Consider the following 20,109-nt stretch of genomic DNA (forward strand, 5'->3'; position numbering starts at 1 on the left):
CCGCTCGTTACTCGATCGGTGCCAGGATCACGCCGCGCTCATCCGTGACGATCTTGAAGCCCTCGGGCACATCGAAGGCAATGCGCACCGGCGGCGCAGACACCTTTTCCTCTGCCGCCATCTCCTCCGGCTTGAAGTAGATGATCTTCTTCCAGCAGGCGGTGATGCCATCGCAGAAGACGAGCACCAGGTCGTCGCGCCGGGCCATGTTCAAAGCTTTGTCGACTGCGGTCAGTTCCTCCGGCGCGATCTGAATCTGCTCGTCCTTGACCCCGAAGGACATGAGCGCGGCGCGCATCAGGTCGGGAATCTCGGTGGGGCCCCGTCCGCGCAGATTGTCGTCGCGGTGGCAGATATAGGTGTCGAACTTGCCGGCCACCTTCTCCGCGATGTCGCGCACATCCTCGTCGCGGCGGTCGCCCGGGCAGGTGACGCAGACGATGCGCTTGCCGCGCGGCTTGAGGCGCTCCACCAGATCCACCATGGCGCCCACGGCGGCTTCGTTGTGGCCATAGTCCAGGATCACCCGGAAGCCGTGCTCGTCGAACACGTTCATGCGGCCCGGCGACTGGAAGAAGGTGTTGTCGAAGGTGCGCAGGCCGTTGCGGATCTGGTCGAGGCTCTTGCCCAGCGCATAGGCCATGGCCGCGGCGAACATGGCGTTCTCCACATTGTGGAGCGCCTTGCCCTCGATGGTGGCGGGGATGAGATGGGTCCAGATGAGGGGGATCTGGGTGCCGTTGTCATAGATGACGATCTGGTCGCCGTTCAGCCCCTCTTCCAGCACGATGGCCCGCTTGCCCAGCCGGATGTGCTCGCGCACCAGCTCGTGGTGGGGGTTGCGGGTGACGTAGAACAGGTTCTTGGCGGTGACGTAGGACGCCATCTTGAGCGTGTATTCATTGTCGGCGTTCAGCACCGCTGTGTCCCGCGCCACTTCCACCACCACGCGCTTCACGCGGGCGAGTTCATCCACCGTGTCGACGCCGCCAAGGCCCAGATGGTCGGAGGTGACGTTCAGCACCGCGCCCACGTCGCAATACATATAGCCGAGGCCCGAGCGCACGATGCCGCCGCGCGCCGTCTCCAGCACGGCAATGTCCACGGTCGGGTCGCGCAGCACCATCTTGGCGGAGACCGGGCCGGTCATGTCGCCCTTCACGGTGACATTGCCGTCGATATAGACCGCGTCGGTGGACGTCTGGCCCACCACATGGCCCGCCATCTTCAGGATGTGGGCGAGCATGCGCGAACAGGTGGTCTTGCCGTTGGTGCCGGTGAGCGCGGCCACGGGGATGCGGCTCTGCGTGCCCGGCGGGAACAGCATGTCCATGATGGCGCCGCCCACGTCGCGCGGCTTGCCCTCGGAGGGGGAGATGTGCATGCGCAGGCCAGGCCCCGCATTGATCTCGCAAATGGCGCCGCCCGTGTCGCGATAGGACTGGGTGATATCGGAGGTCAGGAAGTCCACGGCGCCGAGGTCGAGGCCCACCGCCAGGATGGCCCGCTCGGCCATGGACTTGTTGTCGGGATGGATGACGTCGGTCACATCCACGGCGGTTCCGCCGGTAGAGATGTTGGCGGTCTTGCGCAGATAGACCACCTCGCCCGCGGGCGGCACGCTCTGCGCCGTGTAGCCCTTCTCTCCCAGCAGGCGGAAGGCCTGGTCATCCAGCTCCAGCTTGGTCAGCACATTGTCGTGGCCGACGCCCCGGCGGGGGTCGAGGTTCACGATGTCCACCAGCTCGGCCACCGTGTGGCTGCCATCGCCCACCACGTGGCCGGGCACGCGCTTGGCGGCAGCCACCAGCTTGCCATTGACCACCAGGAGACGGTGGTCGTCGCCGACGATCATGCTCTCCACCACCACGGCGGAGCCTTCCTCGTCCGCCACCGCGAAGGCCTTTTCCACCTCTTCGTCGGTGGTGATGTTGACGGTGACGCCGCGCCCGTGATTGCCATCCAGCGGCTTGACCACCACCGGATAGCCGATGCGGCGGGCGGCCGAGACCGCCTCGTCGGCGTCATAGACCAGCTTCTGCTGCGGCACCGGCAGGCCGAGGTCACCGAGAATGGTGTTGCACACGCCCTTGTCGGAGGCGATCTCCACCGCGATGTGCGAGGTCATGGAGGTCAGCGCGGCCTCGATGCGCTTTTGATACTTGCCCTGCCCCACCTGGATCAGGCTCTGGTCGTTGAGGCGCACCCAGGGAATGTCACGGGCTTCCGCCGCCTTCACCAGGGCGAGCGCGGACGGGCCGAGCGAGCGCTTCTGCGCAAAGCGCAGGAAGCGGTCCAGCTCGTCCTCGAAGTCATAGGGCTCGTCGTCGGATGCGCGGGGCGCGATCAGCTCGATGATGAGGTCGCAGGCCAGGTCCCCAGCCTCCAGGCCGATCTCGTCGGATTCATAGCCGTAGAGCACTTCCACGTCGTCCGTGCCGGGCACCGGAAGGGCCTGGGCGAAATCGGTGGGCGCGCCGGCAAGGCGCTGCAGGTTCAGCGCCAGATGGGCGATCAGCTCCCCGAGCCCGCAATCGGGCGAGGTGCGCGCCCGCTCCACCCACAGGCTGCCGTCGGGCAGGCGGTCGGCGGCCATGGTGGGCACGAACGTCAGCAACCGGTCGAGAACGCTCGCGCCATAGCTGGCCACCGAGGCGGCGGAGCGGCTGCGCAGATCCACCGTGAGACGGATCAGCGGCACCTTGGCATAGCTGTTGGGCCCGACATAGGCGGCTGTCGAAATGATTTCCATGATGATGGTTCCCCAGCGTGCCGATGGGATCGGCGCTGCCCCGTTCTGGAAGCGACCCTGTTGTTTCCTTATGCCGGCCCCTTCCGGGCGGTGAACCGCCGGGGGCGTCGCGCGGCAGCGGCCCGACGACCGATGCTGCAGCGCAATACGCCCGGAGCCCCATCGGCCGCACCCGGATGAGCGGGGACACCTGTCCCGGCCCGCCCGACCGCGACCCGGCGGCCGCCGGTTCACGCGCCCGAAAAACTCCGAGCTGCGGGGAGCCTAGACCCAATCGAGAGGGGCAAGCAATATGACACGATCCACAACCCGCCGGCCGAGGCCAAGCCGCCCGGCGGGCGACCAAATTCCTTGCAGTGCACAACGGGGACGACCCTATCATGGCGCAAATTGAGGCAAATCCCACGTCGCGCACGCGGGTGCCGCTCGCCGGAATCGGACCCGACGGCGTCCCCGCTGCGCTCACCGTTCTGCGCTACGGCACCCCCGGCGCCCGGCCCAAGGCCTATCTCCAGGCGGGGCTTCACGCCGATGAGTTTCCCGGCATGCTCGCCCTGCGCCACCTTGCCGCGCGGCTGGAGGAGGCCGCCGCGCGGGGCGCCATCGCCGGCGAGATCATCCTGGTGCCGCAGGCCAATCCCCTTGGCCTTGCGCAGCACCGCTTCGGCTTTCTCCAGGGCCGGTTCCACGAGGCGAGCGGGCTGAATTTCAACCGCGACTATCCCGACCTGGCCGCCGCCATCGGCGATACCATCGGCGCGCACCTCGGCCCCGACGCCGCCGCCAATGTGGCCGCCGTCCGCGCCGCCATGGGCACGGCCCTGGAGGGGATGGAGGCGCAGACCGAGCTGGACCGGCTGCGCCTCACCCTCATGGGCCTCGCCTATGATGCCGACATCGTCCTCGACCTCCACGCCGACAACGAGGCGCTGCTGCATCTTTATATCGGCACCCCGCTGTGGCCCGATGCCCAGGACGTGGCCGCCGAGATCGACGCCCGGGCGGTACTGGTGGCGGAAGTCTCCGGTGGCCATCCGTTTGACGAGGCCTGCGGCGGGCCGTGGTGGGCGCTGGCCCACAGGTTCCCGGACCAGCCGATCCCGCCGGCCTGCCTGTCGGCAACCCTTGAGCTGCGCTGCAACGACACGGTGGACGAGGGCCTGGCCGCCCGCGACGCCGCCGCTCTGGAGCGCGTCCTGCGGCGCCGGGGCGTGATTGCGGGTGGGGTGGAGGAAGCCCTGCCCCGCCTTCTGTGCACCGCCACCCCGCTGGAGGCCATGCAGCAGGTGCGCGCCACCAGCCATGGCCTCATCGCCTATCACCGCCAGCTGGGCGACACGGTGCGGGCGGGGGAGGAGGTGGCACGGGTCATCGATCCCGTCGGCGCGAGCGTGCCCGTCCTTGCCACTACAGATGGACTTCTCTTTGCGCGCCACAGCCAAACTTATGCCTGGCCGGGCAAGGTGATCGGGAAGATCGCGGGCGCACATGCTCTGCCCGAGCGCACCGGCAGGCTGCTCACCGACTGAAGCCGGTCGCCCCCTCCCTATCCGGCAAAAAAGTGCGGGCAATGTGATTTTTTTGTGGCACGCTGATTGCTGGGTGACGCGACAGGCCCCGCAAAGGGGTGCCCGCCACCGGTGACGGGAGCGGGATCAGAATCGAAAGACGGGGTCTTCCATGAGTGGGTCGGGGAAGTGGAGTAGCGCCCTCCTGCGGTGCAAGCCGGTGAGCGCGTTGGTGGATGAGCACGGCAGCGGCAAGGCCCATCTGGAACGCAGCATCGGCCTGTTTCAGCTCACCATGCTGGGGGTGGGCGCCACCATCGGCACCGGTATCTTCGTTGCCCTCACCGCCGCCGTGCCGGAGGCGGGCCCGGCGGTGGTGCTCTCCTTCATCATTGCCGGCATCACGGCGGCGCTCACCGCCCTGTGCTATGCCGAAATCGCTTCCACCATCCCGGTCTCGGGCTCGGCCTATTCCTATGCCTATGCCACGCTGGGCGAATTGGTCGCCTATCTGGTGGGCGCCTGCCTGCTGTTGGAATATGCGGTCTCCGCCTCCGCCATCGCGGTGGGCTGGGGGCAGTATCTGAACGAATTGTTCCTGGACGTGTTCGGCTGGAAGATGCCGGACGCCATCAGCCAGCCGCCGGGCGCAGGCGGCTATTTCAACCTGCCGGCCATCGTGCTGGTGGCCATCTGCGCCTCGCTGCTCATGAAGGGCGCGCGGGAATCCACCACCATCAATGCCATCCTGGTGGTGCTGAAGCTCGGCATTCTCGCCCTGTTCGTCATCATCGCCTTTTCCGCCTTCAATTCGGAAAACCTCACGCCCTTCATGCCCAAGGGCTGGCTTGGGGTGGGCACCGCGGCGGGCACCGTCTTCTTCTCCTATATCGGCATCGACGCCGTCTCCACCGCCGGCGAGGAGGTCAAGAACCCCCGTCGCAACATGCCGCTTGGAATCATCTTCTCGCTGGTGCTGGTGACGCTCGTCTATGTGCTTGTGGCCTTTGCGGGCGTGGGCACGCAGAAATGGACCGAGTTCACCGCCCAGGATGCGGGCCTTGCGGTCATCCTGCGCAACATCACCGGCGCCACCTGGCCTTCCTTCGTGCTCTCGCTGGGCGCCATCATCTCCATCTTCTCGGTGACGCTGGTGGTGATGTACGGGCAGACCCGCATCCTCTTCGCCATGAGCCGCGACGGCCTGCTGCCCAAGCTGTTCCAGCAGGTGGACCCCAAGACCATGACGCCGGTGACCAACACCTACATCGTCGCCATCTTCATCGCCTTCCTGGCCGCCTTGATCCCGCTGGATGTGCTGGCCAACCTCACCTCCATGGGCACGCTGATCGCATTCGCCGTGGTGTCGCTGGGCGTCATCATCCTGCGCCGCACCCGGCCGGACCTGCCGCGCGGTTATTCCGTGCCCCTCTTTCCCTATGTGCCCATCGCCAGCGTGCTGTTCTGCCTCTACCTCATCACCCAGTTGCCCTGGGACACCTATGCCATGTTCGTGGTGTGGATCTCGGCCGCGCTGGTGATCTATTTCAAGTTCTCCCGCAGGCACTCCCTCCTCAATGCGGACGGAGGCAGCCAATGAGCTATGTGGTGGGCTATTCCCCCGACCGGGGCGGTGCCGACGCGCTGGCGGTGGGGCGCATGATGGCGCAGGCCGGCGATGTGCCCCTCACCGTGTGCGTGGTGACGCCGGAGACTTGGGGCTATCCCTCCCCTGCGGCGGTGGATGCGGAATATAAGGTGTTCCTGGCCAAATATGCCGAGAAGGCCCTCGCCAAGGCTGCCGCCTATCTTGGAGGCAAGGTGAAGGCCGATTTCGTGGCCACCTCCGCGCCATCGGCGGCCAAAGGCATCACCCGCGTCGCCAACGAGATCGATGCCGAGGTCTCCATCCTCGGCTCGGCGCGCGATGGCAAGAAGATGCGCTGCGTGCTCGGCTCCACCGCCTCGGCGGTGCTGGCGGGCACCAAGTTTCCCACCATGCTCGCCCCCTTCGGCTATGCGGCCTCAGCCCCCGAGAAGCTGGAGCGGGTGACCTGCGCCTATTCCGACGACCATGAGGGCCGCTCCACCTTGGAGGTGGCCGTCTCGCTCGCCCGCCGCCATGGCGTGCCGCTGCGCCTCGTCACCTTCGTGGTGCGCGACAAGCAGATGTACCCCTCGGACGTGGGCCTCAACGCCGAGGACATGGTGGCCAATGCCTGGAAGCAGCAGGCCACCGCCGCCCAGGCCCATGCGCTGGAGCAGCTTCCCGACGACATCGCGGCCACCGCCACCATCGGCGACGGCCGCGACTGGAAGCACGCCATCGCCAATGTGGGCTGGCTGAAGGGTGACATCCTGGTGGCTGGCGCCCACCATGAGCAGGGTGTCTGGGCCTTTCTTTTCGGCACCGCCTTCACCCGCCTGCTGCGCTATGCCAGCGTGCCCATCGTGGCGGTGGACTGAGCGGCCGGCGCGCGCTCCAAAAAAGCGCGCGCGAGGCGGCCCAAGACGACAGCGCCCTGGCGCGCCGCCGGTGGGAGCGGGTCAGCTTGAGGCGCCCCCTCCGCTAAACCTCCCGCCGCCCCATTCCCCACGTCCCTGGGTTTGAGTTGGCGCCGGCCATCGGCAAGGGCCGGTCCCGAGCGCCTTCCGGTCAAACTTCGCCACCCCCTTCGCGGCGCCGACTTCGACACCGCCTATTTCGTCCGGGGGCCGCGGGCGCGGGACCTAACGCCTTGATATGGCAGGCGGCGGCGATGGCCTTTGCCTGGGCTTGGGGGAGGCACCGCGCCCGTCGTCGAAGGTGGGGGCGCGCGCGCCAGCAATGACCGCCCGGCCGTCACAAGCTTGATATCCAAGGCACCTAAAGCTCGGGTGCGTTGGGATTTTAGAGGTACTTCATGACCTCTGTTTATGACAAGCTCAAACTGCTGGAGGCCCTGGATCGGGCCCCGGTGGCGCGGATCCGGGAGATCGGCGGGGAGTGGGAGCTCGTTCGATTTCCAAAGCTGGCAAGGACATCTACATATTTGAATTTCACGCGCGATGCCACGTATGACCAGCTGGACGCCTTATTTGATACGCTCATCGACGGCGCCAATAGGGGCGAATCTGGACGGAAGGGTGTTGCGCGTTTTCTGTGCTCAGCGCTCAAGGGGCTGTCCTATCATTTGCACCTGCGCTACGGCGACCGTGCAGACCCGGGCAACGGCGGACTGGCACTTACAGATCCGAACGAGCTGCTCTCTGCCCGGGCAATGAGAATTATTCCAGAGCGATTCACAAGGCTCGAAGAAAAAGTACAGTTGCTCGCTGCGAGCATATCTTGGTTCAGATTCCCTAATATTTTTAGTCAAGACAGGTTCATCCGACACGCAGATATTCTTGAAAAAGGTGTGTGCTTTGGACTAGCAACAAACTGGTGCCTAAGATTTCTTTTCGGCGGGAAGGAGTCCTACAGCAGCAGCAAAAAAAACACCCCGGCCCTGCCAGAGAACGAGCAGGCTGCAAAGCATGTGATGGAAAACTGGGACAGTGGGAGAATGGCGAAGAAGGCGCCATTCATTTACCACATCCAGAATACCCTCGAAGAAAAGGCGAGAACACTCAAGCTCAACGAGAAGACAACCATCAGCTCCAACTTTTTTAATCCGCTGAGCGATGAGCAGCTGGAGAAAATGGATCGCCTGCTCAGGGACACACCAAAATACCTTAACGCAAGCCCTCAGACTAACGTTCAAGCATTCATCAACCGAAAATTCAAAGAACTAGGCGACGCGCGTATCAAGAAGACCTATATTCGACAAGGAGAGGGATGCGCGCTGGGATTGTACAGCATCAGCAGTACAGATAATATTTTGATAAAATTCGTCAATACCCTTCTATCCAATTGCCAGGGGACCGGCAAGCGCGCCTACGTAATTGCATTTTCTTTTGACTCGAACTCAGATCATGCATCCACCAAATACGGCGCGAGCATTCCTTACTTCATCGAAAGACACTCCGGCGGCCACGCGATCGGGATTCACTGCTCGGAAGGCGGACGCTGGGGCCTTCTCGACCCCAGTTATGGCGAAGTGACCAACCAGCCCAAAGACGTGATGGCGGACATCCTTTGCGATATATTTTCATTTTACTCTATAAAGAAGAATATATGGAAAGTCTTTCTTCTTGAAGTATCCACCGGCCAAAATTAACTCCTGGCCGACCCCGCTCACACAGACGACACCCGCGTCAACCAGCCTCGCACGATCGCGCATCAGGAGGTATAAATGACCTCTACAGGCAGTGATTACGCCAAGCTTAAGATTCTGGCCGACCTCGACAATGCCAGCAAGGCCAAGATCTGGGAGAGCAAAAACGGCGACTGGGCGCCCTACAAATACACGGCTCCGATCAGCCGGGAGTATGTGGCCCTGGATTTCACACGGAGCAAAACGTTCGAGAAGATCCACGTTCTATTCAAAAAGGCCACGAACGATCACGATGAGGGAAATGTCCACTTCGCCAAGAAAGCCAGGCTTGACTTTGCACTATCGGCCCTGAGGGGACTTTCCTATCATCTACATCTGATCCACGGAGAACGCGTCGATTCAGGCCCTTTCCACCCGGCAGCCGAGTTTCCGGGCGGACCCGACATCCCCCTCACAAAGCAGGATGTCGCGAAGCGATTTGCCCAGATCGAGCATGCGGTGGTGCTGCAAGCCAGAGACGTTTCCTATCATCGGTTCCCAATCCGCTATACGCAGTTCGATTTCATCCCCGACGCAAAAGTGCTCAATGGTGGGGTCTGTGCCGGAATAGCGACCAATTGGTGCCTGAGGTTTCTCTTCAAGGGCAAGCGCTCTTACGCCGTGAAGAAAAACGGCGTTGCACTCCAAACTGACGACCCCGCATACAAAGCACGCATGGCGAACAGAGCGCCCCGGATTTATCACCTGCAAACCAGCATGGGCACCAAATTTGGCGAGATGAATGTAAAAGGCGAAGAGAATATCGGAACGGCCATTTCGGCCCCGATGACCACAGCAGACGAACGCTTGAATTTGGACGCACTTCTTAAGGCGACACCACTTTATGAGAACGCAGACCCGATAAACAGAGTCAATCAATTTATTAACAGGCAAAGAGAAGAGTTCAGAAATTGCAATATTAAGAAAACCTATATGGATGGATGGGAATCCGGTTCAAAGCTCGATTTTTATTGCACCCACGGGACAGACGCCCGGTTGGAAAAAACCATACGCACTCTTTTCTCCAATTGCAGCGGATCCGGCAAGCGCGCTTATGTCATCTGCTTCCAGTGTTCCGAGACGCTGGATCGCAGAGCGAACAAGCGCAGCATCCCCTATTTCGCAAGACAACGTTCCTGGGCTCATGCCATCGCAATGCACTGCTCGGAAGACGGGCGCTGGGGCTTCATGGACCCCAATTTTGGCGAAGTACACAATCTGCCCAACGGGGAATTACAGGACATTTTTTGCGATCTTCTGTCCTACTACTCCGTCACGAACCACATATGGGGCATAAGGCTCATTGAAGTGTCCGGCAAACAAAATCCATGATGGGCGTGCGCCGGGCGCGGGCGCGCGCCAGACGAAACCTTGTCACTGCTGCGCCGCCAGGAACCCCCGGAACCGGACCAGCGAATAAGAAAAGAACACCATGCCCACCGCCGCCGTCGCCAGAAAGCGCGGCCAGACCACGTCGAAGCCCGCGCCGCGATAAAGGATGGCCTGGGCGAAGGCGACGAACTGGGTGGAGGGGGAGACCTGCATGATATATTGCAGCGCCTGCGGCATGCTCTCCAATGGCGTGAAGCCGCCGGACAACATGTTCATGGGCAGGACGATGAGCATGAACATGAGGCCGAGCTGCGGCATGGAACGCACCACCGTGCCGAGAAAAATGCCCAGCGAGGCGGTGAAGAAGAGATAGAGCGCCACCCCGGCCATGAAGAGCGGCACCGAGCCGGCAATGGTCATGCCCAATATGCCGCGCAGCACCACCAGCACGGAAAGGCCCGTCAGCACCAGGATCACCGCGCCATTGGCGAGGATCTTGGCCAGCATCACCTCCACCGGCCGCACCGGCAGCACGAGGAGATGCTCCAGTGTGCCATGCTCGCGCTCGCGCACCAAAGCTGCGCCCGCCAGCAGCACCGAGAGCATGGTGATGTTGGTGATCAGCCCCATGGTGCCGGTGAACCAGGAGCTTTCCAGCGCCTGGTTGAAGGCCGAGCGCACCTCCAGCGTCGGATTATAGGAGGCTTCCTTGTCCGAGCGGGTGGCAAAGCGCAGCACCTCCCGCTGGAAGATGTTGGAAATGTCGGTGGCCCCCAGCCCCGCCTGCATGAGGGCGGTGGCATCGATGAGCAATTGCACATCGGGCGAGCGCCCCGCCAGCACGTCCTGCTCGAAGCGGGGCGGGAAATCCAGCGCGAAGACGTAGCGCGCCTGGTTCATGGCGCGATCCAACTCGGCCGGCCCCACCGCCACCGGTGCCTGGAAGCGCGGCGGCAGCAAGGCATCGGTGATGGCATGGGACAGCTGGGAGCGGTCCTCGTCCACCACCGCCACGGTCGCACGGTTCAGGTCGTGCTTCATGCCATTGGCCTGCACCAGGATGGCGGCCGAAAAGGCATAGAGCACCAGCACCATAAGCACGGTGTCGCGGCGCAGGCTCTCGAACTCCTTGAGCAGCAGCGGCGGCAGGTTGGACATGAGCCGTGGGCGCTTCAGGGTCTGGGGCAGGCTGGACATCACACCTCCTGCTTCTTCAGGAGCAAAAGCGCCGCCCCCAGCAACACCGGCCAGAAGGCGAGGCTCGCCAGGATGGACGGCATCAGGTCGATCAGCGACAGCCCCTTGGTGAAAGCGCCGACGCTGGCGCGCATGAAATAGGTGGTGGGAAAGAAGGTGCCGATCACCCGCGCCACCCCGTCCAAAGTCGGCACCGGCTGGAGCAGGCCAGAGAACTGGCTGGCCGGCACCATGGTCAGAATGGAGGTGGCGAACAGGGCCGCCACCTGGGTGCTGGTGAAGATGGAGATGAAGAGCCCGAAGGCCGTGGTGGAGAGCACATAGGCCAGCGCACCAAGCGCCAGCCCCAGGAAGCTGCCCTTCAGCGGCACGCCGAAAATGGTCAGCGCCATCACCACCATGACGCCGAAATTCAAGATCGCCAGCGCCGCATATGGCAATTGCTTGCCCAGCAGGAATTCCACCTTGGTGACCGGCGTGACATAGAGATTGGTGATGGAGCCCATCTCCTTCTCGGTGACGACCCCGAGCGCGGTCAACACCGCCGGGATGAAGATGAGCAGCAGGGCGATGGTGGCCGGCACCATGGCATCCAGGCTGCGGAAGGCCTGATTGTAGCGGTAGCGCATGACGAGATTGGCGGGGCTCGTGATGGTGCTGCCCGCCAGCTGCGCCGCCTCCTGGATGAAGCGCAGATGCACGCTTTCCACATAGCCCACGATGGTCTCGGCCCGGAACGGCATGGCCCCGTCCACGGTGATGAAGACCTCCGTGTCCTTGCCCCCGCGCAGGTTGGAGCCGAACTTCGGCGGGATCTCGATGGCAAACGTGATGGCGTTGGCGCGCAGCTTCTCCTCCAGCTCCGCCGGCCCGCTCAAGGGCGCCTCCAGGATGAAATAGGGCGAGTGGGCATATTCATCCACATAGGCCCGGCTTTCCGGCGTCTGGTCGCGGTCGAGCACGGCAAAGCGCAGATGGTCCACGTCCAACGTGATGCCGAAGCCGAAGATCAGCATCAGGAGCGCGGTGCCCAAGAGCGCAAAGGTCAGGCGCACGGGGTCGCGGCGCATTTCCATGGCCTCGCGCCAGGCATAGGCGCCCATGCGACGCACCGAGAAGACGGCGGGCTTGCGCAGCCCGTCCGCCGCCGCCTTGGGCATGGCCACGGGCGCATCCTTGCGCCCGCCCATTTCCATATAGGCGATGAAGGCCTCTTCCAGCGTGGCGACGCCCTGCGCCGTCTTCAGCTCGGCCGGCGTGCCGGTGGCGATCACCCGGCCGGCATGCATGAAGGAGATGCGGTCGCAGCGCTCCGCCTCGGTCATGAAATGGGTGGAGACGAAGATGGTCACGCCATTCTCGCGGGACAGCCGCTCCAGCCGGTCCCAGAACTGGTCGCGGGCCACCGGATCGACGCCGGAAGTGGGCTCGTCGAGGATGAGCAGTTCCGGCTCGTGCAAGATGGCCACCGCCAGTTGCAGGCGCTGGCGCACGCCGAGCGGCAGGCTGTCGGAGAGCGCCTCCAGATGGGGCCCGAGATCGAAGTCCGCCACCAGGGCTGCAAGGCGCGCCTTGGCGGCTTCCGCCGGCAGGGCGAAAAGCCGGGCGTGCAGGTCGAGATTCTGCTGCACGGTCAATTCGCCATACAGCGAGAAGGACTGGGACATGTAGCCCACGCGCCGGCGGGTCTCCATGTCGTCGGCAGCCACCGCGTTGCCGAACAGCAGCGCCTCGCCGGAACTGGCCGGCAGAAGGCCGGTGAGCATCTTCATGGTGGTGCTCTTGCCGCAGCCATTGGAGCCGAGGAAGCCGAAGATCTCGCCCTTGCGGATGGTGAAGTTGACGTCGTTGACGGCGATGAAGTCGCCGAAACGGCGGGTGAGCCCCTTGGCCTCGATGGCCACCGGCGCGTCGGCGGGAATGGCCGCGCGATCATGATCCTGCCCCACCCCATCCGGCCGCTCGGGCAGGAGGGCGATGAAGGCGCGTTCCAGATTGGGCTGGCCGGTGCGGGCCAACAGCGCGGCGGGCGCGTCATCGGCCAGGATCGCCCCGTCATTCATCAAGACCACCCGGTCGAAGCGGGCGGCCTCGTCCATGTCGGAGGTGGCGACGATGACGCACAAATGCGGACGCTCGGCCTTGATGGCGTCCACCAATTCCCAGAATTGCCGGCGCGAAAGCGGGTCGATGCCGGTGGTGGGCTCGTCGAGGATGAGAAGGTCCGGGTCATGGACCAGCGCGCAGCACAGGCCGAGCTTCTGCTTCATCCCGCCGGAGAGCTTGCGCATCAACCGGTCCTGGAAGGGGGCAAGGCCAGTGCCCGCCAGGAGCGGCGCCAGGCGCTCCTGCGCCTCGTTCGGGCTGGCGCCGAACAGACGGGCGAAAAAGGTGATGTTCTCGCCCACCGTGAGATTGGGATAAAGGTTCCGCCCCAGCCCCTGGGGCATGTAGGCGATGCGCGGCTGCACGCCCTCGCGGTCGCGGCGCACGGACATGTCGATGCCAAGCGCGCGCACCACGCCCCCTTGCACCGCCTTGGAGCCGGCGAGCAAGGCCAGCAGCGTGGACTTGCCCACCCCGTCGGGCCCCACCAGCGCCAGGGAGGCGCCGGCATTCAGGTCGAGGTCGATGCCCTTCAGGGCGACATAGGCGCCATAGAGATGGCGCACCCCGCGAAAGGACAGGCCCGTGCCGGGCGTGTGTTCGCCGGGGGCGGAAGACGGATCGTCCATGATCGCCCCGCTACTTCGCCACGGCCTCGGTCACGGACGATTGCAGCCAGGCGGGCCAGGGCGCGGCCGGATCGATGCGCACATAGGCCATGCCGGTCACACCGGTCTTCACCATGTCGATATGGTCGGAGACCAGTTGGGAGGGGATGCGGATCTTGACCCGGAACACCATGCGCTCCCGCTCGGTCTGGGTCTCCACTTGCTTCGGGGTGAATTGGGCGCGGGTGGAAACAAAGGAGATGCGGCCGGGGATGGGCGTGTCGGGGAGCGGCTCCAGCACCATGCGCGCCTCGGCTCCCAGCGCCAGCTTGCCGGCCAGCGCGGCGGGCAGGAACACGGTCATGTAGACATCGGACAGATCCAGCATGGTCACCGCCTTGCCGCCCGCCGCCAAGACCTCGCCCGGTTCGGCGAGGCGATAGAGGATGCGGCCCGCCTTGGGCGCCTTCAGCGTGCCGTCGGCCACCTGCCGGGCAAGCCGGTCCGCCTCCGCCTGGGCGGCGCGCACCGCCGCCTCATTGGCGGCAAGACTGCTCTGGGCGGCGGAAAGGGCCGCCTGGGCGGTGAAGCGCGCCGTGCGCTGCTGGTCCACCGTCTGGGCGGTGGCGAAGCCACGGGTCAGCAAGGTCTCGGAGCGCTGCAGTTCCTTGATGGCGAGATCCAGTTCGCTGGAGCGCTGCTCGGCCACGTGGGAGGCCTGCTCCAGTGCCTTCTCCGCCTGCTGGGCCTGGGCCTGGGCGGTGCGCAGGGCGGCGGAGGTCTCTTCCACATCCATTTGGGCGACCACCTGGCCGGCCTGGACGAAGTCGCCCTCCTCCACCATCACCTGCGCCACCCGGGCGGCATATTTGGTGGCGATGTCGATCTCCGTGGCCTCGATGCGGCCATTGGCGGAGACGAAGCCGGCAGGCAATTGCTGGCGGGTCTTCAGGTAATAATAGGCGCCCCCGCCAGCGGCGAGGGCCATAAGCACGAGCACAACGAGGATCTTGCGGAGCATCAGGGAGGTCCATTCCGGTCGGCCGGAACCCGCATCAGGGTTCCGAATTTCCATGTCTCGCCCATTGGGGACCGCAACTTCCCACCTGGGACCACCTCCGCCGCACGGCGGGGGTGGAAGCAAGGGGCACTCTATGGTGCACCGCACCGCGCTTCGTTGACGCAGGTCAACGGGTCCCGGTCAACCGGGCCATTTCCTCACGCCAACTCCACTTCGTTATGCCAGGTCCAGGGCCGGTCCCGCCGGCGGTTCTCCCCGCCACTCCAGCGTCGCATGGGGCGAGCGGGTGCGCAACGAGCCGGCTTCATGCTTGCCCACCGCCTCCCAGAACATCAACGCCAGCGCGGCGATGGTAATGGCAAGCGTCGCATAGCGGATCCAGCGGGGCGCCGCGCCGCCCGTATGCACCGTGCCGTCCTCCACGTCGCGCTTGTGGTTGAGGGCGAGGGCATAGAAGACGATGGTGGCAATGACGAAGATCAGCGACCAGCGGGTCTGGTTGCCGTCCGAGCCCACCATGGCCCACAGGGAATAGACCGCCGCCACCAGGGCGATCATGGTGTAGATGCTGTATTCCTTGCTCGGCATCTTCTTATAGCCGATCACCTTCAAGGCGATGGCCGAATAGATGTAGGGCAAAAGCGTCATGATCACAGCGATGGAGGCAATCTTGCCGAACTGCTCGCTGGCGGTGGGCGACATGGTGGCCAGCACCTGCACGCTCATGATGATGGCAACCACTGCAAGGCCCGCCGAGGGCACGCCCTTGGAATTGACCTTGGCGAACAGGTTGGGGAACAGCCCGTCATCGGCCGCGGCCTTGGCGGTCTGGCCCACCAGCAGCGTCCAGCCGGCGAGCGAGCCCAGGCATCCGATGGCGGCGCAGGCAGCGACGATATTGGCCGCCGTGTCACCCAAGGCGAGGCGCGCCGCATCGGCGAAGGGGGCGGAGGAGGCCACCAGTGCCTTGTTGGGGATCATGCCCATGATGACCGAGGAGGAGAGCACGTAGCACACCGCGGCGATGACAACGCCGAACACGGTGGCGATGGGTACGTTGCGCTTGGGGTTCTCCACCACGCCCGCCGAGACTGAGGCGGTCTCCACGCCGATGAAGGCCCAGAGCGTGAAGTTCAAGGTGGCGCCGATGGCCGAGAAGGTGCCCTGGCCCGAGACGTTCCAGCCATCGGCATAGGTCTTCCCGGAGAACCAGAACCAGCCGAGAATGGCCATGCCCACGATGGGCACCAACGCAAAGGAAGTGGTGAAGGATTGCAGCCGGCCCACCACATTGGGGCCGAGGATGTTGGCATAGGTGAAGAACCAGACCAAGGCGATCTGGGCGAGCGCGGAGATCAGCGGGTCCTTCAGGCCGGGGAAGAAATTGGAGAGATAGCCGAGCCCAGCCACCGCCAGACCCACATTCCCCACCACATTGGCGAGCCAATAGATGAGGTTGGTCTGGTAGCCCATATAGTCGCCAAACGACTTGCGGGCATAGGCATAGGGCCCGCCCGCCGCCGGATCGATGGAGGCGAGCTTGGCAAACACCAACGCCAGGGAGACCGCCCCCACGATGGTGATGAGCCAGCCGAAAATGGCGATGCCGCCGGTGGCGGCAAGGTTCGCCGGGAGCATGAAGACGCCCGAGCCCATCATGTTGCCCGCCACCATCAAGGTGGCCGCCACCAGGCCGATCTTCTTGCCGCCGCTGGATGCGCCATTGGCCGAAGCCGCCGGCGCCGCTGTGGTCGCCTCGCTCATGCCCACCTCCCCTTTCCCGTGGCCTCAGGCCGTGATGCACAGGACGCGATAGGTGCCGTCTTCCACCTCGACACCGTGGGTGTCGTGGCCAAATCCCGGGAAGCGGCGGTCGAAGGCTTCCAGCGCCTTGAGATAGGCGAGTGCCTTGGCGCCCGCCTTCTCGCCCGGCATCAGGAGGGGAATGCCCGGCGGGTAGGGCACCACGCCGGTGGCCACCGTGCGGTCCGCCATTTCGTCGAGGGTGAGGGCCTCCACCTTGCCCTTCACCAGCTTCTCGTAGGCTTCGACGGGAGAAAGGTCCGGCTCGGGCAGTTCGGAAAAGCCGTCCGCCATGGTGGAGGTGGTCTTCAGGTCCTTCATGGCGGCGAACATCTCGTCCGCCAGGTCCTTCAGGCCCATGGCTCCGTAGCGGGCGGGGACCAGTGCCACGAGGTCGGGCAGCACATGCTCGAGCGGGGCGTTGACGTCATAGTCGCGCTTGAAGTCGGCGAGTTCGCTGACCAGCGTGCCCCACTTGCCCTTGGTGACGCCGATGGAGAACAGGAACAGGATGGTGAAGTCCGTGGTCTTCTCCACCACGATGCCCTGCCGGTCCAGATAGAGCGTGACGATGGCGGCGGGGATGCCCGTCTCGGCCAGAACGCCCGAGGGCGACATGCCGGGGGTGAGCACCGACACCTTGATGGGGTCGAGCATGCACCAGTCGTCCTCCAGCCCCTCGAAGCCGTGCCAGGCGGCCCCAGGCGCCAGCACCCAGCAGGCGGGATCGGTGGCAAGCTGGGTCTCGTCCGCCAGATGGAAGGCCACCTTGCGCCCGCTCCGGTCGGTGACGAAATCCGGCTGCCAGGTGGTGAAGAACCAGGTGCCCCGCTCGCCATATTCGGCATGGAGCCGCGCCATGATCTGGCGGAAGGCCACCGCCTCGCGGATGGATTCGGTGGTCAGCGCCTTGCCGGAGGCGCCGTCCATCATGGCCGCGCTCACGTCGTTGGAGGCGATGATGGCGTAATTGGGCGAGGTGGAGGCGTGCATCATGAACGCCTCGTTGAAGCGTCCATGGGGAATGGGCCGGCGCCCGTCCCGTACGTGGATGTAGGAGGCCTGGGAGAGCGCCGCCAGCAGCTTGTGGGTGGACTGGGTGGCGAACACCGTCGGCCGGGACGGGTCATAGGCCTTGGCATCGCCGAACATGGCGAAGCGGTCCTTGTAGAGCGGATTGAAGCGGGCGTAGCCGTACCACGCCTCGTCGAAATGCAGGCGGTCCAGGCTCTGGCCCAGGAGCGCCTCCACCTTGGCCACGTTGTAGCAGAGGCCGTCATAGGTGGAGTTGGTGATGATGGCGTGCTGGGGCTTCTGGTCCACACCCTCCCCCACCAACTTATTTCCCGCGATGGAAGCGGTGATGGCCTCCGGCGTCAGCCGCGAGGGCGGGATGGGGCCGATGATGCCGAGGCCATTGCGGGACGGCATCATATAGGTGGGAATGGCGCCGGACAGCGTCATGGCGTGCTCGGCGGACTTGTGGCAGTTGCGGTCGCACAGGCAGACATCGTTCCGCGTCACCGAGGCCATGAGGATGACCCGGTTGGAGGTGGACGAGCCGTTGGTCACATAATAGGTGCGGTGGGCGCCGAACACGCGGGCGGCATATTTCTCGCCCTGGCCAATGGGGCCGGAATGGTCCAGCAGCGAGCCCAGTTCCCCCACCGAGATGGACAGGTCCGCGCGCAAGAGGTTCTCGCCGAAAAACTCGAAATAGGCCCGCCCCGCCGGATGCTTCAGGAAGGCAGTGCCGCCGGTGTGGCCCGGCGTGTGCCAGGAATATTCGTGGACCTGGGAGAAGCGGGCGAGCGCGCCGAACATGGGCGGCAGCACCTGGCTGCGATAGCGCTCCGTGGCCGCCACCACACGGCCGGCGATGAAGCGGGGCGTGTCCTCCATCAGCCAGACGAAATCATCCACCTCGCCCATGGCATCCAGCGGAATGGTGGAGGCCAGCGAGCGGTCGGCGCACAGGAAGATGGGCACCGCCGAATTGCGGGCGCGGATCGCGGCGATGGTGGCCAGCGCCGCCTTGTGGTCGGCATCGCCCTCCATGTCCCAGTCCAGCAGCACCGCCTGGATCGCGGCGTCGGCAGCGAACAGGGCGCCGGCATCCTCGCAGGAGGTGGCGGTCACCACGTCCACGTCCTGTTCGATCAGTTCGTCGGCGAGGGCGCGGGCAGCCCGGCCCGGCGGCGTCTGAGAATTGATGTGGGAGTGCGCGAGCAAAGCTCGCATCCCGAGGCCTTCTTCCCGAGAACGTGCCATTCCAGGTCTCCTGCCCTGACGTCGGACCCTGGGCGGGAGCTTAGCACGGAGAACGCGATTTCAGTCTTTGACTTGCCTCACATTTCACGTTTAGGCAGCGCAGTATTTACAACGCTACCCTGAAACCGTTCATGTCTTGATCGCATTGCAGTGCGAAAACTGCTCACGCCTTGTTCTGCATGTGCACGGCGAGCGCTTCCACGCGGGGCATCACCACGTCCTTGAGGCCGGGATCCTCCACCGTCTCGTCGAAGGCACGGCGGAAGCAGATGAGCCAGCCATCCCGCTCCAGGGGCCCGATGGGCGCGCGGAAATGACGCTGGCGCATCATGGGCGCCCCGTGGCGCTCCACGAACAGCGGCGGACCGCCGAACCAGTAGGACAGATATTCGAACAGCTTCTGCTCGCTGCCGGCGAGGCTTTCGGGATGGATGGCCCGGCATTCGGCGGCTTCGGGCAAGGTATCCATCAATTCATAGAAGCGCCCGGTGAGCCGGCGAATGCCTGCCTCCCCGCCCATGCGGTCATAGACCGAGCGCTCGGCCTGCTGCTGTCCGCCTTGCTGCTCTTGCTGGTCCTCTTGCGCCATGCCGCCCGACATCCTCATCCTCGAAACGCGCCACCATAGCGGGGCCGGCGGCGCATGCCACTCAGGGCTCCCCCGGATGCACCGCCTGCCGGCGCGCCTGCTCCAGGTCGGCGGGCGTGTTCACATTGAAGAAGATGTTGGCTTCGGCCGCATAGGGCTCCACCTCGGCGGGAGGCAGGATGTGGGCGTCCAGCGTGGCGATGACCTTTTCCAGCTTCAATTCGCCGCGCAGCAGGAAGGGCCGGAGCAAAGGGGCGATGCGGCGGGCATAGATGGCGTGGAGCGGCTGGAGCCCGTAGGCGTCGCGCGGCACTGCGGCGTCATGGCCGTCGAGGGCATAGCTCAGGTGCCGGATGAGCGGAGCGGACAGGAAGGGCATGTCGCAGGCGCAGACGAACACTTGCTCGGTCGGGGCCTTCAGAAGCGCCGTATAGATCCCGCCGAGTGCAGCATGATGGGGCATCACGTCCCCATGCACTTCCAGGCCGCGCTCCGCATAGGGGGCGGGATCGTTGGCGATGACCATCACATGCGCGCAGGTCTCGGCCAGGCGGGCGAGGATGTGGTCGATCACAGGCACGCCGCCCACCGTCACCAGCGCCTTGTTGATGCGCCCCATGCGCCGGGCCTCGCCGCCGGCCAGAACCACGCCGGTGAGTCCCTCAATGACCTTGATCGACATGACCA

General features: G+C 64.7%; 13 protein-coding genes. 5 read left to right on the forward strand and 8 right to left on the reverse strand.

The window, feature by feature from the left end; translation table 11 throughout:
• Positions 1–7: 7 nt before the first annotated feature.
• A complete protein-coding gene (gene cphA, locus ACT54L_RS00525; protein ID WP_476083585.1) occupies positions 8–2,752 on the reverse strand; it encodes a cyanophycin synthetase in 2,745 nt (914 codons plus the stop codon).
• 380 nt (positions 2,753–3,132) lie between these two features.
• Here cphA and ACT54L_RS00530 point away from each other — a divergent pair, with 380 nt between their 5' ends.
• The 5 genes from ACT54L_RS00530 (at position 3,133) to ACT54L_RS00550 (ending at position 9,827) form a co-directional block, all read left to right on the forward strand.
• A complete protein-coding gene (locus tag ACT54L_RS00530; protein WP_476083586.1) occupies positions 3,133–4,281 on the forward strand; it encodes a succinylglutamate desuccinylase/aspartoacylase family protein in 1,149 nt (382 codons plus the stop codon).
• A 199-nt stretch (positions 4,282–4,480) separates the two neighbouring features.
• Positions 4,481–5,860 carry an amino acid permease gene (locus ACT54L_RS00535; RefSeq protein ID WP_476083587.1) on the forward strand — a complete coding sequence of 460 codons (1,380 nt, stop codon included), beginning with the start codon at positions 4,481–4,483 and terminating at the stop codon, positions 5,858–5,860.
• The gene (locus tag ACT54L_RS00540) at positions 5,857–6,726 is read left to right on the forward strand and encodes a universal stress protein (RefSeq protein WP_476083588.1); all 870 of its coding nucleotides are present in this window, start codon (positions 5,857–5,859) and stop codon (positions 6,724–6,726) included. The genes ACT54L_RS00535 and ACT54L_RS00540 overlap by 4 nt, the downstream gene beginning before the upstream one ends.
• Positions 6,727–7,163: 437 nt before the next feature.
• The gene (locus ACT54L_RS00545; protein ID WP_476083589.1) at positions 7,164–8,459 is read left to right on the forward strand and encodes a hypothetical protein; all 1,296 of its coding nucleotides are present in this window, start codon (positions 7,164–7,166) and stop codon (positions 8,457–8,459) included.
• A 75-nt stretch (positions 8,460–8,534) separates the two neighbouring features.
• The gene (locus ACT54L_RS00550) at positions 8,535–9,827 is read left to right on the forward strand and encodes a hypothetical protein (protein WP_476083590.1); all 1,293 of its coding nucleotides are present in this window, start codon (positions 8,535–8,537) and stop codon (positions 9,825–9,827) included.
• A gap of 42 nt (positions 9,828–9,869) precedes the next feature.
• Here ACT54L_RS00550 and ACT54L_RS00555 read toward each other — a convergent pair whose 3' ends face one another.
• The 7 genes from ACT54L_RS00555 to mobA all read right to left on the reverse strand — a co-directional run bounded on the left by ACT54L_RS00555 (position 9,870) and on the right by mobA (position 20,104).
• On the reverse strand, positions 9,870–11,024 hold the full coding sequence (locus tag ACT54L_RS00555; protein WP_476083591.1) for an ABC transporter permease: 1,155 nt from the start codon (positions 11,022–11,024) through the stop codon (positions 9,870–9,872).
• A complete protein-coding gene (rbbA, locus tag ACT54L_RS00560) occupies positions 11,024–13,759 on the reverse strand; it encodes a ribosome-associated ATPase/putative transporter RbbA (protein WP_476083592.1) in 2,736 nt (911 codons plus the stop codon). Before rbbA ends, ACT54L_RS00555 begins: the two co-directional genes overlap by 1 nt.
• A gap of 10 nt (positions 13,760–13,769) precedes the next feature.
• A complete protein-coding gene (locus ACT54L_RS00565; RefSeq protein WP_476083593.1) occupies positions 13,770–14,759 on the reverse strand; it encodes an HlyD family secretion protein in 990 nt (329 codons plus the stop codon).
• Positions 14,760–14,975: 216 nt separating this feature from the next.
• Positions 14,976–16,523, reverse strand: coding sequence for an arginine/agmatine antiporter (adiC, locus tag ACT54L_RS00570; RefSeq protein ID WP_476083594.1), 1,548 nt, complete (start codon positions 16,521–16,523; stop codon positions 14,976–14,978).
• Positions 16,524–16,547: 24 nt separating this feature from the next.
• Positions 16,548–18,803 (reverse strand): Orn/Lys/Arg family decarboxylase, encoded by a 2,256-nt coding sequence (locus ACT54L_RS00575; protein ID WP_476083595.1) that lies wholly within the window; start codon positions 18,801–18,803, stop codon positions 16,548–16,550.
• Between the two features lie 193 nt (positions 18,804–18,996).
• Positions 18,997–19,422: a group II truncated hemoglobin gene (locus ACT54L_RS00580; protein ID WP_476083596.1), complete on the reverse strand. Its 426-nt coding sequence runs from the start codon at positions 19,420–19,422 to the stop codon at positions 18,997–18,999.
• Between the two features lie 61 nt (positions 19,423–19,483).
• Positions 19,484–20,104: a molybdenum cofactor guanylyltransferase gene (mobA, locus tag ACT54L_RS00585; protein ID WP_476083597.1), complete on the reverse strand. Its 621-nt coding sequence runs from the start codon at positions 20,102–20,104 to the stop codon at positions 19,484–19,486.
• Positions 20,105–20,109 lie beyond the last annotated feature (5 nt).

The sequence above is a fragment of the Aquabacter sp. DMC10 genome, assembly GCF_056314145.1.

Bases quoted from the DNA above. Each gene is read 5' to 3' on its own strand.
- ACT54L_RS00540 (WP_476083588.1), top strand. From the start codon at position 5,857: ATGAGCTATGTGGTGGGCTATTCCCCCGACCGGGGCGGTGCCGACGCG.
- rbbA (WP_476083592.1), bottom strand. From the start codon at position 13,759: ATGGACGATCCGTCTTCCGCCCCCGGCGAACACACGCCCGGCACGGGC.
- ACT54L_RS00555 (WP_476083591.1), bottom strand. From the start codon at position 11,024: ATGTCCAGCCTGCCCCAGACCCTGAAGCGCCCACGGCTCATGTCCAAC.
- ACT54L_RS00550 (WP_476083590.1), top strand. From the start codon at position 8,535: ATGACCTCTACAGGCAGTGATTACGCCAAGCTTAAGATTCTGGCCGAC.
- ACT54L_RS00575 (WP_476083595.1), bottom strand. From the start codon at position 18,803: ATGCGAGCTTTGCTCGCGCACTCCCACATCAATTCTCAGACGCCGCCG.
- adiC (WP_476083594.1), bottom strand. From the start codon at position 16,523: ATGAGCGAGGCGACCACAGCGGCGCCGGCGGCTTCGGCCAATGGCGCA.
- mobA (WP_476083597.1), bottom strand. From the start codon at position 20,104: ATGTCGATCAAGGTCATTGAGGGACTCACCGGCGTGGTTCTGGCCGGC.
- ACT54L_RS00565 (WP_476083593.1), bottom strand. From the start codon at position 14,759: ATGCTCCGCAAGATCCTCGTTGTGCTCGTGCTTATGGCCCTCGCCGCT.
- ACT54L_RS00545 (WP_476083589.1), top strand. From the start codon at position 7,164: ATGACCTCTGTTTATGACAAGCTCAAACTGCTGGAGGCCCTGGATCGG.
- ACT54L_RS00530 (WP_476083586.1), top strand. From the start codon at position 3,133: ATGGCGCAAATTGAGGCAAATCCCACGTCGCGCACGCGGGTGCCGCTC.
- ACT54L_RS00580 (WP_476083596.1), bottom strand. From the start codon at position 19,422: ATGGCGCAAGAGGACCAGCAAGAGCAGCAAGGCGGACAGCAGCAGGCC.
- cphA (WP_476083585.1), bottom strand. From the start codon at position 2,752: ATGGAAATCATTTCGACAGCCGCCTATGTCGGGCCCAACAGCTATGCC.